Origin of the sequence: Chelatococcus composti (assembly GCF_014201415.1) — a bacterium.
GTDB lineage: Bacteria > Pseudomonadota > Alphaproteobacteria > Rhizobiales > Beijerinckiaceae > Chelatococcus_A > Chelatococcus_A composti.
In genome coordinates, this window is sequence record NZ_JACHEH010000010.1 from 1 (window position 1) to 13375 (window position 13375).

General features: G+C 66.3%; 10 protein-coding genes and 1 riboswitch. All 10 genes read right to left on the reverse strand.

Features of this window, described 5'->3' with window-relative positions; translation table 11 throughout:
* Positions 1 to 38: 38 nt before the first annotated feature.
* The gene (locus HNQ73_RS16520) at positions 39 to 332 is read right to left on the reverse strand and encodes a hypothetical protein (protein ID WP_246512321.1); all 294 of its coding nucleotides are present in this window, start codon (positions 330 to 332) and stop codon (positions 39 to 41) included.
* Between the two features lie 539 nt (positions 333 to 871).
* On the reverse strand, positions 872 to 1999 hold the full coding sequence (locus HNQ73_RS16525; protein WP_183336293.1) for a ribonucleotide-diphosphate reductase subunit beta: 1128 nt from the start codon (positions 1997 to 1999) through the stop codon (positions 872 to 874).
* Between the two features lie 80 nt (positions 2000 to 2079).
* Positions 2080 to 4947: a ribonucleoside-diphosphate reductase subunit alpha gene (locus HNQ73_RS16530; RefSeq protein ID WP_183336295.1), complete on the reverse strand. Its 2868-nt coding sequence runs from the start codon at positions 4945 to 4947 to the stop codon at positions 2080 to 2082.
* 103 nt (positions 4948 to 5050) lie between these two features.
* Positions 5051 to 5255: riboswitch (cobalamin riboswitch) on the reverse strand.
* A gap of 751 nt (positions 5256 to 6006) precedes the next feature.
* Complete coding sequence (locus HNQ73_RS16535; protein WP_183336297.1) at positions 6007 to 7017, reverse strand: HlyD family secretion protein; 1011 nt, start codon at positions 7015 to 7017, stop codon at positions 6007 to 6009.
* 13 nt (positions 7018 to 7030) lie between these two features.
* On the reverse strand, positions 7031 to 8311 hold the full coding sequence (locus HNQ73_RS16540; RefSeq protein WP_183336299.1) for a glycosyltransferase family 2 protein: 1281 nt from the start codon (positions 8309 to 8311) through the stop codon (positions 7031 to 7033).
* Positions 8308 to 9618, reverse strand: a complete 1311-nt coding sequence (locus HNQ73_RS16545; protein WP_183336301.1) for a TackOD1 domain-containing metal-binding protein — start codon at positions 9616 to 9618, stop codon at positions 8308 to 8310. The genes HNQ73_RS16540 and HNQ73_RS16545 overlap by 4 nt, the downstream gene beginning before the upstream one ends.
* Before the next feature lie 349 nt (positions 9619 to 9967).
* Positions 9968 to 10684, reverse strand: a complete 717-nt coding sequence (locus tag HNQ73_RS16550) for a FadR/GntR family transcriptional regulator (protein WP_183336303.1) — start codon at positions 10682 to 10684, stop codon at positions 9968 to 9970.
* Positions 10685 to 10731: 47 nt separating this feature from the next.
* Positions 10732 to 11484 carry an SDR family NAD(P)-dependent oxidoreductase gene (locus tag HNQ73_RS16555; protein ID WP_183336305.1) on the reverse strand — a complete coding sequence of 251 codons (753 nt, stop codon included), beginning with the start codon at positions 11482 to 11484 and terminating at the stop codon, positions 10732 to 10734.
* A complete protein-coding gene (locus HNQ73_RS16560; protein WP_183336307.1) occupies positions 11481 to 12260 on the reverse strand; it encodes an SDR family oxidoreductase in 780 nt (259 codons plus the stop codon). The genes HNQ73_RS16555 and HNQ73_RS16560 overlap by 4 nt, the downstream gene beginning before the upstream one ends.
* Entirely contained in the window at positions 12253 to 13257 is a 1005-nt protein-coding gene (locus tag HNQ73_RS16565) for an NAD(P)H-quinone oxidoreductase (protein WP_183336310.1), read from the reverse strand. Before HNQ73_RS16565 ends, HNQ73_RS16560 begins: the two co-directional genes overlap by 8 nt.
* Positions 13258 to 13375 lie beyond the last annotated feature (118 nt).

Consider the following 13375-nt stretch of genomic DNA (forward strand, 5'->3'; position numbering starts at 1 on the left):
CTCGCGGCATCGTCATAGGGCTACTCCTAGGATTGTCCCTAGGACTTCCGACGTTCGCCCTCAGACCGCAAGGCGGCCGTCACCGGAGGGATACGAAGCTGCGGCGTGTTGGCGGCTGCAACGAAGGGGGGCGAGGACTTGAACCCCACCCTAACGACGGGGCGAGCCCATTGCTCGGGCTTATCCGGCGACAGGCCTATCTCGGCCCACAACGCGTCCCGGCATTGCCTTGCAAGGTCGGCGCTGAAGGCATTTTCGATTCTGACGAAACCATCGTCGATGAAGCTCTGGACCTGACCGGGGGTCAGGCCGACATGATCGATGTTGGGCATTGCACGTTCTCCGTCCGGCTACCGCGTCAAGCGGAGCCGTTTGATCTCAATGGCGCCAAAGCACCGGAACGACCTTCAGTCGTTCAGATCAGCGGGAAGAACGTGGACATAAACATCATGCAGAACACATAGCCCAAGGCGGGAACGTGAACAAGTCGCTGGGAGCATATGTCTGGCCTGCTGCCGGATCGGCTACCTGTATGTCGAGACAGGGGGTGTGCCGGCAAGAATTGGCGTTCGCCTTCGAGATGAACTGACGCGGCATTCGGTAGAAGAGGCCGCCAACACACGGGTCAGTGCCCGTGAAGCAGCTATTTTCCGCGCTCAATTCGGAGCGCGAGGAAATGATGGGCACTTCGCCTGAGCGAGGCCGCCCTGTAATGATACCATCTCGATCGATGGGGTTCCGCGACCGTCTTCGCGAGCCGCGAAAACTCCGCCCTTCGGTTGAGGAGTGCCCTTCCTGAAGCGAACGCTACGTGGTCCACCCTGGAGGGCAAACCACACGCCCCCTGCAAGGGAGGGCATGACGATAGGCGCTAATCCCAGGCGAGTGCACCGCCGCTCTGGTAGTCGATGACCCGGGTCTCGAAGAAGTTCTTCTCCTTCTTCAGGTCCATGGCCTCCGACATCCATGGGAACGGGTTCTCGGCTTCCGGGAACACGGGTTGGAGCCCGAGCTGGCCGCAGCGGCGGTTGGCGATGAAGTGCATGTACTGCTCGCAGGATGCCGCGTTCAGGCCGAGGAAACCGTTCGGCATCGTGTCCCGGCCATAGGCTGCCTCGAGCTGGGCGCCTTCCCGTAGCATGGACCTGATCTCGTCCTGGAACGCTTGCGTCCACAGGTGCGGGTTCTCGATCTTGATCTGGTTGATGACGTCGATGCCGAAGTTCAGGTGGAGGCTCTCGTCGCGCAGGATATACTGGTACTGCTCGGCGATGCCGACCATCTTGTTGCGTCTGCCGAGCGACAGGATCTGCGCGAAGCCCGTGTAGAACCACATGCCCTCGAAGATCACGTAGAAGGCCACGAGATCGCGCAGGAAAGCCTGGTCCGCCTCCGGGGTGCCCGTCCTGAACTCCGGGTTCTCGATGCCTTGTGTGTGCTTGAGCGCCCAAGCTGCCTTGTCGGTGATCGAGGGAACTTCGCGGTACATGTTGAACAGCTCGCCTTCGTCGAGGCCGAGGCTTTCCACGATGTACTGGAAGGTGTGTGTATGCACCGCCTCCTCGAAGGCCTGACGCAGCAGGTACTGGCGGCATTCCGGGTTGGTCAGGTGGCGGTAGATCGCCAGCACGATGTTGTTGGCCACCAAGCTCTCGGAGGCGGCGAAGAACCCGAGGTTGCGCTTGACCATGCGCCGCTCATCCTCGGTCAGCCCGTCGCGCGACTTCCACAATGCGATGTCGGCCTGCATGGAGACCTCGGTCGGCATCCAATGGTTGTTGCAGGCGGCGAGGTACTTCTCCCAGGCCCACTTGTACTTGAGCGGCAGGAGCTGGTTCACGTCGGCGCGGCAGTTGATCATCCGCTTGTCGTCGACGCTGACACGGCCACCCGCGCGATCGATGGTGCCCAGGCCCGTGGCCGCAGTCGGTTGCAATGGAACAGGGGTCGGGTTCGGAGCGGAAACAGAGGCGTGGTTGGGTTCAGACCAATCGAGCATGGTGCAATCCTTAATGACTTGAAAGACGGGTATGAGCGGCCACGCCATCCGGCGTGGCCGCGGTCAGGTGCGGGCCGGCGCTACTGGCAGGCCTCGCACTCGGGATCGTCGATGAAGCAGACCTTGCCCTCGGGCACCACGCTGGCCGGCATGGCAATGGGCATGACCTGCACGGCGTTGAGCTTGCCGTCAGTGCCCTTCAGCGTGGACTTCTCCACATGCGTCGCCGACGTGGCGCGCAGGTAGTAGGTGGTCTTGAGCCCACGTTCCCAGGCCAGGCGGTACATGGAGTCGAGCTTCCGGCCGTTCGGATTGACGATGTAGAGGTTCAGAGACTGCGCCTGATCGATCCACTTCTGCCGCCGTGCCGCAGCCTCGATCAGCCAGGAGGGATCGATCTCGAACGCCGTGGCGTAGAGTGCCTTCAGATCGTCCGGCACCCGGTCGATGGAGGCGAGGCTGCCGTCGAAGTACTTCAGGTCTGCGATCATCACCTCGTCCCACAGACCGCGCTCCTTGAGGGTGTGGACAAGGGAGGCGTTCACCACCGTGAAGTCTCCGGACATGTTGGCCTTCACGAAGAGGTTGCGGAAGGAAGGCTCGATGGACTGCGACACGCCGCAGATGTTCGAGATCGTGGCGGTCGGAGCGATGGCCATGCAATTCGAATTGCGCATGCCGATGGTCTTCACCCGCTGCCGGAGGGTGTCCCAGTCCAGGGTCGAGGAGGCCTCGAGGGTGACGCCGCGGGCATCGGCCAGGAGCCGGACGGAATCGATGGGCAGGATACCCTTCGACCACAGCGAGCCCTCGAAGCTCGGATAGCGCCCGCGCTCGGCGGCCAGATCCACCGAGGCGGCGATGGCGTGGTAGGAGAGCACCTCCATGCTCTCGTCGGCAAACTGCACGGCCCCGTCCGAGGCGTAGGGTAGCCGCAGGGTCTGGAGCGCGTCGTGGAAGCCCATGAGGCCCAACCCCACCGGGCGGTGGCGCAGGTTCGAGCGGCGGGCCTCCGGGATGGTGTAGAAGTTGATGTCGATCACGTTGTCGAGCATGCGCATGGCGATGCGCACCGTGCGCTCCAGCTTAGCATGGTCGAGGCCCTGGGCCGTCACGTGGCGGGCGAGATTGACGGAGCCGAGGTTGCACACCGCCACCTCGTCCCGCGACGTGTTGAGGGTGATCTCGGTGCACAGGTTGGACGAGTGCACGACGCCCACATGGCCCTGCGGCGAGCGGATGTTGCACGGGTCCTTGAAGGTGATCCAGGGATGCCCGGTCTCGAACAGCATGGTCAGCATCCGCCGCCAGAGATCGACGGCGCGCACCTGCTTGAACACCTTGATCCCGCCCGCGGCCGCCTTGGCCTCATAAGCCTCGTAGGCGGTCTTGAACGCCGGGCCGTAGAGGTCGTGCAGGTCTGACGTTTCGTCCGGTGAGAACAGGGTCCAGATACCATCCTCGGCCACGCGCTGCATGAACAGGTCCGGCACCCAGTTGGCGGTGTTCATGTCATGCGTGCGGCGGCGGTCGTCGCCCGTGTTCTTGCGCAGGTCGAGGAACTCCTCGATGTCGATGTGCCAGGTCTCAAGGTAGGCGCAGACCGCCCCCTTTCGCTTGCCACCCTGATTGACAGCAATTGCCGTGTCGTTGGCAACCTTCAGGAACGGCACGACACCCTGGCTCTCGCCGTTGGTGCCCTTGATGTGGGCGCCGAGGCCGCGGACAGGTGTCCAGTCGTTGCCCAAGCCGCCGGAGTACTTCGCGAGCAGGGCGTTGTCCTTGATCGACTTGAAGATGCCCTCGAGATCATCGGGCACCGTGGTGAGGAAGCAGGACGAGAGCTGCGGGCGCGTGGTGCCCGCATTGAATAGGGTCGGCGTCGAGGCCATGAAGTCGAACGAGGACAGAAGGTCATAGAACTCGATGGCCTTGGCCTCGCGGTCGATCTCACGCAACGCCAATCCCATGGCGACGCGCATGAAGAAGGCCTGCGGCAGCTCGAAGCGGACGCCCTCGATGTGCAGGAAGTAGCGGTCGTAGAGGGTTTGGAGGCCGAGATACTGGAACTCCAGATCGCGCTCGGGCTTCAGCGCCGAGGCCAGACGCGCCAGGTCGAAGCGGCCGAGCTCCGGTTCGAGCAATTCGGCCTCGATGCCCTTTCTCACATAGACCGGGAAATAATCAGCATAGCGGCTTGCCATCTCGGCCTGGGTCGCCTGCTGCGATCCGCCATGAACGGCCGAGAGCGCCTCGCGGCGCAGGCTATCGAGAAGCAGGCGAGCGCTGGCGTAGGCATAGTTCGGCTCACGCTCGATCAGGGTGCGGGCAGCCAGGACGGGAGCCTGGGCCAGTTCGTCTTCGGTGATGCCGTCGTAGAGGTTGCGCATCGTTTCGGTGAGGATCGCCTCCGCCGACACATCGGCCAGTCCCTCGCAGGCCTCGCTCACGATCGCGGAGAGACGAGCCATGTCGAGAGGAACGCGCGTGCCATCCTCGAGGCGCATCTGGAGGCTGGGCGCGGCCGGGACGGCTTGCGGGATTGCCTTGGCCCGTTCCGCGGCCCGCTCCTCCCGACAGAGCACGTAAGCGCGGGCGACCTTCTGGTGTCCGGCGCGCATGAGGGCGAGTTCGACCTGGTCCTGAACATCTTCGATGTGGAAGGTCCGACCCGCCTCGGCCCGGCGTGTCAGGGCGGAGACGATCTCGCGCGTCAGGTCTTCAACGATGTCGTGCACACGCCGGGAGGCAGCGGCCGAGGAGCCCTCGACGCCGAGGAAGGCCTTGGTGAGCGCAACGGCGATCTTGGTGGGATCGAAGGGCGTGACTGCGCCGTTGCGGCGGATGATCTGATAACCCGGCTCGGAACCACCTGGGCGGGCGGTGGTCGACGATATTGTTATCACCGCCGGAGCAGCGGCATGGTCGGCGTGGAGGGAAGAAGACATTCGGCAACCCCAAACTGTAGGGGGCATGGGCCGAGGAACGCAAAACGAGACCGCGAAGACGCGCGGTTCACCAAGCGATCCAACGGGGCACCCCGCCCGAGGACATGATCGACAGTTCCGGGCAGGTCTCCTGGCTTGCGGGTCATCGCCTCCTGCCGGCCTTCCCGGTGATTGCTCACCAGTGACACTGGATGGCAGGAAACTCGCCGCTCACAGTTGCGGGGGCAGCCCCGGATTCGCCTCTCGGCTCACCGGATTCCCTCTTAGCCTCGACTCATCGTCAAGGACCCATGAACTACCAGATATGGTGGAGGGGGCGGATGAAAGCGTCAATATGCGGGATCTGCCGCCGGCGGCTTTTCCCCGGCCAATGGTCTCCTGGTCCTACGGTTGGTTAACGAGCCGGATGCATGATTTAGTGGTATTGCTGACGCGCGGACGGCAACGACCTAATAGACCACTGCATCTTTCAAGAAACTCTCCAGTTTCCGATCGACTCCGGCCAAGCTTCCTAGCATAAGCCTCTCATGCAAAGGCTCATATGACAGCACAAACCCGTAACGCCGCGTTATCCAATCGGGATCGCCAATCGTTGCCGCTGACCTAAATAAGGCCACTCCCGGCCGCCGGAGCCAAAGCATGCACCTCGTCCTCGTCCCCATGGAGTTCAGCGCGTCGGGCACCATCCGTGCGGTGAACGCTGCGACGTGCGTAATCACGGGAGGGTACTCCGGCGCTGCGAACCGGAGGTCGCGGAAGCCCGGCGACTGAAGAGCCTCGAGGGCAAGGGTCGCAGGCTGAAGGAGCTGCTGGCGGACTTCATGCTGGACGTCGCATGCCGAGGTCCAGGGGCAGCGATGAACTCCTTGACGCGCAGCCCAGACCTGGGTATGCGCATACACAGGTCCATGCGTGAGAAAGCCCCGTTTTTGTGGATTTTCAGCAATGACTTAGCGGGCTTTGGAGGTTCGGATCCCTCCTCCGCTGCCATTGCTATGGCCGACGGTTCGGACGGACAGATTTGCTGCCGCATCCGTTGCCCCGTCCCGGCACGCCCCATCACCGCGTCCAGCAATAGCCGAAGGCGCAGCCCGTGACCGTCACCTTCTGGGACACGGCGAAGGGGTTCGGCTGCTCGAGACCGATGCGTACGAGGCGTGAGCGGTCGCGCGGGCGGAACATGTTCTGGAACTCCGCCGGCAGGGCGTCGGCGACAGTCAGAATCGCCTCGATGCGGCCGCGCGCCGAGTGGGGGCCGCCCTTCACGCGCACCGGCATGCCCTCGCTGACCTCGAACAGGTAGGCGTCCGGCAGGTAGGCGAGGATGTAGGACCGGCCGAAGTTGATCTGCATCAGCTCGTCGCCGAACTTCACGATCTGCCCCGGGATCGGCACCTTGGCACCGACGACGCCAGGCGCGCCGGCGCGCAGGTAGCCGTCGTCGTAGAGGCCGTTGAGTTTGTCGATGGCCTCGCGGAAGATGGCGCGGGAGCGCCTGAGCAGGACGAGCTCGTTCTCGGTCGCGATCTTCTCGCTCTGCAGCGCGGCGAGGCGCTCGGCGGCCTGCAGGCTATTGCGCAGGGCGTCGTCCTTGGACAGCAGGGAGACGATCCCGCGGCCGGAGATGGTGTCGAACTGGGTGGCGGTGGCGCCGGTCTCCCGCGCCGTTCGCTCGGCCAGCGGCGCGATGGCCGCGATGGTCGTCAGCCGGCCGTTGAGCTGCCCTTCGCGGATGGACAGCTCGCTGTCGCGCAGGGCGAAGTTGGCGAGCTCCCGGATCATCTCGAAGGATTCGATGCGGATGAGCGGCATGCCCGCCTCCACCCTGTCTCCTTCCTTGACGTAGACCTCCATGACGCGCCCGGGATAGCTCGCCCCAACCGAATAGCGCTCCGTGAGGACCGTGCCGTCGAGCGACAGGACGAACATGTTGCCGACCATGTAATAGGCCAGCGAGCCGAAGAAGAGGGTGACGAGCACGAGGTAGACGGTGCGGCCGAGGCGGCCCGAGGCGGAGCGCTGCTGAGCATCGAGGCGATCGACACGCGGTTGTCTGCGAAGGCGTTTCACGTGGGCCCCCGTCTTACCAGGGCCGCTGCAGGCGGACTTTGAGCGGCGTATAGTTGTCGCGGTGCGAGCCCGAGAACGCCCATTCCTCGATGTAGGCGTACAGGCGCACGAGGCGCATGACGTACGTCATGAACAGCGAGTAGCCCGGCAGGAAGGGCAGGTTGCGCAGGAAAACGCGCCGGCCCGTGCACCAGGTGGAGACGGCGAGGATGAGCGCATCGACGAGCATCAGGCCGATCTGCATGGCGATGAGGATGGCGATCGCGAAGGAGCCGAACTGCGCGAACAGCCAGGCGAGATAGACGGGAAAGGCGAAGGCGGCGGCCACGTTGAACAGTGCGAAGTCCCACTGGTGGAAGGCCTCGCCCGGGCGGAAGGCCGGCGACAGCGGGCTCATCAGCCGCGCGTGCTTGCGGAAGCGGATCCAGATGGAGTCCCGGTCCCAGCGCAGCCGCTGGCGGATGTATTGATAGAGCGTCTCCGGCACGTCGGTGTAGCAGACGGCCTCGGGCGCGAAGACGACGCGCCAGCCCTTGCGGCGCAGGCGGATCGTCGTGTCGAGGTCCTCGCCGCCGCCGGCCTCGAAGCCGCCGATGTCCTCCAGTGCCTGGCGTCGGAAGGCGCTGAAGGCGCCGGAGGCGCAGACCACCTGGTCGATGGCGTTGGCGATGCGCTTTCCGACGGAGATCGATTGCAGGTATTCGATCTCCTGGAACTGCGCAATGACGCTCGCCTCGCTGTTGCGCGGCGCGATGTCGCCGCACACCGCCCCGACGCGCGGGTCTGCGAAGGGCTCCACGAGGCGCTCGATGGCATAGCGGTCGAAGGAGCAGTCGCAGTCGACGTTGACGATGATGTCGCCGGTGACGAAGGTGCTGGCAAGGTTGATGCCGCTCGGCTTGCCGCCGCGCAGGTCCGTGGCGAGAGCCCGTGTGGCGAGGCCGCGCCGCACGAGGTCGCGGGCCACTGCGCGCATGCGGTCCGTCGAACCGTCGCTGGCGATGACGATCTCGAAATCGGTCAGCGACTGCTCGTGGAGGGAGCGCACGCAGGCCTCCAGCGCCCGCTCCTCGTTGTGGCCGACGAGGATGATGCTGACACTCGGCCGGAATCGGGGCTCCGTCTCCGCCGTGGCTGGCGGCGCCTCCTCCCGCGAGCGCATGACGAGGCCGACCACGAGAAAAGGCAGGATGTAGCGCGGAAACTCGAAGATCAGCGTGTACCAGAAGACGACCACGATGCTGAGGGTCGACTGGCCGAGAAGGAAGGAAAGGCCGAGTTCGAGCGTGGTCACGGCTGGGCGGTTCCCAGGATCTTCGCGATGGTGAGGCGGGCGTCGAGCTTGTGCCGCAACAGGTTCTCGCTGCGGAGGAGGAGGCTGCGCAGCCATGCCTCCGCCTGGGCCTCGAATCGCTCGATGAGGATATAGACGGCATCCTCCGCCACGTGCACCGAGCCGACACCGGCGAGCCTGTTGCGCAGGTTCTCGACGAGCAGGTCGCGCGACTTGCGGAAGGCCGTGGGGCCATGGGTGGCGATGAGCTCCTCCTTCCCGGCGAAACGGATTTCGGCGATGCCAGCGCGCATACCGGCCGTGGCGTTGATGCGGGCCACCTCCCGTTGCAGCGACACGGGCATGCGCGCCGCCAGCATCGGCCCGCGACCTTCCAGAAGGGCCCTCGCCGCATCGGTGAGCGAGTAGCTGAAGATGTCCACCCGCTCGGCGGCGTCGCCGTCCATCCGCGCGCTGCAATCGAGGCAGACGAAGCCGACTTCCGGTTCGGAGGAGGTCGCGTCGCATGTGTTGCAGACGTAGGCGTGGCCGGGGCGGTCGTAGTCCTTGCCGTAGTTGCGCAGCTGCCGGCTGCATTTAGGACAGACGAGGGCGGCGCCGCGGCGGAACTGCTCTTCCGGCAGCAGGGCGGCGCATTGGTAGTGGTGGATGAGGCCGGTCTCGCGCAGGTCCGCCGAGCGGCAGGAGGGGCACTCCTCGCGCGCGCTCAGCCGGCGGGACCGGCAGATGCGGCATTCGTGCAGGCGATCGAGGAATGTCTTCCTGAGGAGCCCGCGCAGGGCGAGCTCCTCAGCGATGGGAACAACCCTGGCGGCCGAGAAGAAGCCGGGATAGCAGACGGCCTCCGGCGTGAGGGGATAGCGCATGCCGCGCAGGGGGCGGCCGGACACATACATGTGGGCGAGAAGCTGGAGGTCCGGCTCGCCCGTCTGCCTGTACTGCGGCGCGAGCTTTTCGCGCTGCCGGCGGAAACCGACGATGCGCCTTGCCGTCTCGCTCCAGGTTGGCGGCTGCATGATGTCGAAGGCGGCATCGGCGAACTCGCCGGCCCGGCCCCTGATGTCGATCATCGGCAGCTGCAGCCCGCCCGCATGGTCGCGGATGTCATGCAGCGGCGACCAGCTGCGCTCATCACAGAAGAGGATGGCATCGGCGTCGTCTCCGTCGGCCGGGTCGAACAGCCAGCCGAAGACGATGTCGAGGTGCGGGGGGATGCGTGGAAACCAGCGCACGCGCGGCTTCCATACGAGGCCGGCCTCCCGCCAGACGGTGAAGATCTGGTCGACGAGCTGTGCCCATGCTGTCATCACACCGCTTGTCGCAGGGGCGGGGCCAGTGGGTAACGTCATGACCGTCCCTCGAACCTCGCGTCGGCGGATTCCCATGCACGGTGGATTGGAAGGCCAGTCGCGCCGGGAGCGCGTGCTTCGGCGGTCGTCTTGGCCCCGGCTCGAACTCTAGAGCAAGCCGGCAGCCAAGGCATGATGGCGGGCTAATCGGATCGGATGAGCGAAGCGCCCTTGCCAACCGGCAGGACAAGCTTTCCCGCCATTCGCGCCCGGACGGCGGGATCACCCCGCCGGGGGCGATGCGTCTACGCAGCCGGCGGCCGCGGCCTTTTCCGGCGGTTTGTCGACCTGCCGACGGTGGAGCGCGCTACTTTGCCAGGTAGAGCGACAGGCGCTCGGCGGCGTTGCGCAGGTGGGTCTCTGCCGCGCGCCGGGCGCCAGCCGGGTCGGCCCTGGCGATCATGTCGAAGATCGCCTGGTGCTCGGCCTGGACGCTCTGGGTCAGCCCGCCCATGCGCGCCGTATTGGCACGGGCGGTGCGGATGAAGTGGCGCACGCGCCGGTCGAGAAAATCCGAGAGGTCGCGGAAGAAGGGGTTGCCCGTCGCGTCGACGATGGCGCGATGGAAGGCGACATCCTCCTCGACGCCGGGCTCGCCACGGTCGATGGCGGCCTGCATGGCGTCGAGCTGGGCCTGGATGGCGGCGAGATCCTCCTCGCTGCGACGCTGGGCGGCGAGCTCCGTCGCCGTGGCCTCCACCGCCATGAGCAGCTCCACGATGTTTCGGATCTCGTCGCGGTTGGTGAAGTCCTCGACATCAAGACGGAAGGCGGTGGCCGCGCCGGGCTCGGCAATGAAGGCGCCGGCCCCCTGCCGCGTGACGACGAGGCCGTCATGCTTGAGGCGCCCAATGGCCTCGCGCACCGTCGGCCGGCTGACGCCGAAGCGTTCGGAGATCTGCTGTTCGGTCGGCAGGCGTTCGCCCGGTCGCATGCGCCCGGCCGCGATCTCCTGGCGCAGCTTCTGTGCTAGCGTGTCGGCCAGCGAGGGAGCGCGGTCGAGAAACTCGTGGGACTGGGTCATCGCATCAATCCAGGCATCGATTTGCCTCCCCCGCCCCTGTGCCGGCGTCAGCTCGCAACATACAGCCCGCCGTTGACGTGGACCGTTTCGCCGGTGACGAAGGCGGCCCAGTCGGAGCAGAGGAAGGCGACGACGCGGGCCACCTCGTCCGGCGTCCCGAGACGCCTGAGCGGCGTCTGGGCGAGAAGCTCTGGTCCCCGCGCATCCATCAAATGCTGCACCATGGGCCCTTCGATCAACCCCGGCGAGACGGCATTGACCCTGATGCGCGGCGCAAGCTCCAGCGCGAGCGAGCGCGAGAACGTGAGCACACCGCCCTTGGCGGCCGCGTAGTCGGCGTGGGCAAGGCTGCCGCGATGGCCGGCCATGGAGGCGATGTTCACGATGGCGCCGCCATCCGCGAGGAAGGGCACCGCGGCCCTGCAGGTGTAGAACACGCCGTCGAGGTTGACGGCGAGCGAGCGGCGCCAGTGCTCCGCGTCCATATCCTTCACGTACCGCTCACGGTAGAGCCCGGCGCTGGTGACGACATGGTCGATGCGGCCGAACCGCTCCGCCGTGCGCCGCGCCGCTGCCTCGGCGTCCGGCTGCGACGTGGCGTCCTGGCGCAGCACGAGGGTGCGGGTGCCGGCAGGATCGAGCCCGGCCGCGAAGGCGGAAAGGCCGTCAGTGTCGAGGTCGGTCAGGGCACAGTTCGCGCCGAGCGCATGGAAGAGGCGGGCGATGGCCCTGCCGATGGAGCCGTTGGCGCCGGTGAGCAGTAGGGTCCGGCCCGAGAAGTCGATGGTCGGGGTGCTCATGTCATCAGCCATCCGCCGGCGACGTCGCAGACCTGGCCCGTGACGAAGCCGGCCTTGTCGGAGGTGAGGAAGAGGCACACCGCGGCGACTTCCTCGGGTGTGCCGAGCCTCTGCAGCGGGGTCGCCTGCCGCACCGCCTCGTTCGTTTCGGCCGAGGTGCCGCGCATCAGCGGCGTGTCGATGCGGCCCGGAGCGACAGCGTTGACCGTGATGCCCGCGGGGCCCAGCTCGCCCGCCAGGTGCTTGGTGAAGCCGATGAGGGCGGCCTTCGTGGCTGCGTAATGCACGCCGACGATGTCGCAATAGGTGCGGCCGGCGACCGAGGAGATGCTGACGATGCGGCCGTAGCGCGCCTCGCGCATCTGCGGGACCACCGCGCGCGTCACCAGGAAGGCGCCCGTCAGGTTCACGTCGAGCACCCGGCGCCACTCGTCCGCCTGCATATCCCAGACGAAGGCCTTGCCGCCGGCACTGCCCGTCTTGGGCGAGATGCCGGCGTTGTTGACGAGCAGCGTGACGGGGCCGAGCGCTTCGGTGCCCCTTCGCACGGCTTCCGCCACCGAAGCCTCGTCAGCGACATCCGCCGTCACGGCCACGGCGCGCCAGCCGCGCGCCGTGGCGGCCGCGGCGGCCTCCTCCACCAGCGCCGCATCGTGGTCGAGATAGATGACGCTTGCGCCGGCGGCTGCATGGGCGTCGGCGATGGCGCGTCCGATACCGCGGCCGGCGCCCGTGACGAGGGCCACCCGGCCGGCGTGGGAATCCGAATCAAGCACGGCGCATCTCCAGCATGATCTTGCCCTGGTGGGCGCTCGACTCCATCAGCTCGTGCGCGGCGCGCACCTCCTCGAGCGGGAAGGTGGCATGCACGACGGGGCGCACCTTGCCTGCCTCGAGCAGGGGCCAGACCTTTGCGAGCAGCTCGTCGGCGATGGCCTTCTTGAGCGGCACGGAACGGGCGCGCAGCGTCGATCCGGTGATGGTCTGGCGCTTCAACATCAGCGGCATCAGGTCGAGCTCCACCTTGCTGGATTGCAGGAAGGCGATCTGCACCAGCCGGCCTTCGACAGCGAGGATGCTGAGGTTGCGGGCGATGTAGGGGCCGCCCACCATGTCGAGCACGACGTCGACGCCCCGGCCTTGGGTGAGGGCCTTGACCTCGGCGACGAAGTCTTTCTCCCGGTAGTTGATGGCGGCGTCGGCGCCAAGGTCGAGGCAGAAGGTGCATTTCTCCTGCGAGCCGGCGGTGGTGTAGACGGTGGCGCCGAAGGCCTTGGCGAGCTGGATGGCAGTGGAGCCGATTCCGCTCGAGCCGCCATGTACCAGCAGGGTCTCGCCGGGCCGCAGCCGCCCGCGGGTGAAGACGTTGTCGTAGACCGTGAAGAAGGTTTCCGGCAGGCCAGCCGCCTCGGTGAGGGAGAGCGGCGCCGGCACGGGCAGGCACAGCGGCGCGTCGGCGACGCAGTATTCGGCATAGCCACCGCTGACGACGAGGGCACAGACCTTCTCGCCGAGGCGGGGGCTTGTAACACCCTCGCCGACGGCGACGACGGTGCCCGCCACTTCGAGGCCGGGAATGTCGGTGGCGCCCGGAGGTGGAGGATAGTTGCCGGCCCGCTGCAGGCAGTCGGGCCGGTTGACGCCGGCGGCGGCCACCTCGATGAGCACCTGACCAAGCCCCGGCGTGGGGACAGGGGCGGTTTCGACGCGTATCACCTCAGGGCCGCCGGCACCGTCGAAGCGGGCCTGCCGCATGGAAGCGGGAACGGTCATGGACTTTCCTCCGGCTGTGCAACTTGCCGGCCCGCGAGGGGCCGCGTCGCATCTAATCCTCGCCGTTGCTTGGTAGCAATTTGCCACTTGTCAGGCAACTTGGTTATCTTCATTATCC

What these genes read in the sequence shown, in the direction of transcription:
- HNQ73_RS16555 (WP_183336305.1), bottom strand. Translation starts at nt 11,484, where the DNA reads ATGAGCACCCCGACCATCGACTTCTCGGGCCGGACCCTACTGCTCACC.
- HNQ73_RS16525 (WP_183336293.1), bottom strand. Translation starts at nt 1,999, where the DNA reads ATGCTCGATTGGTCTGAACCCAACCACGCCTCTGTTTCCGCTCCGAAC.
- HNQ73_RS16565 (WP_183336310.1), bottom strand. Translation starts at nt 13,257, where the DNA reads ATGACCGTTCCCGCTTCCATGCGGCAGGCCCGCTTCGACGGTGCCGGC.
- HNQ73_RS16520 (WP_246512321.1), bottom strand. Translation starts at nt 332, where the DNA reads ATGCCCAACATCGATCATGTCGGCCTGACCCCCGGTCAGGTCCAGAGC.
- HNQ73_RS16545 (WP_183336301.1), bottom strand. Translation starts at nt 9,618, where the DNA reads ATGACAGCATGGGCACAGCTCGTCGACCAGATCTTCACCGTCTGGCGG.
- HNQ73_RS16550 (WP_183336303.1), bottom strand. Translation starts at nt 10,684, where the DNA reads ATGACCCAGTCCCACGAGTTTCTCGACCGCGCTCCCTCGCTGGCCGAC.
- HNQ73_RS16530 (WP_183336295.1), bottom strand. Translation starts at nt 4,947, where the DNA reads ATGTCTTCTTCCCTCCACGCCGACCATGCCGCTGCTCCGGCGGTGATA.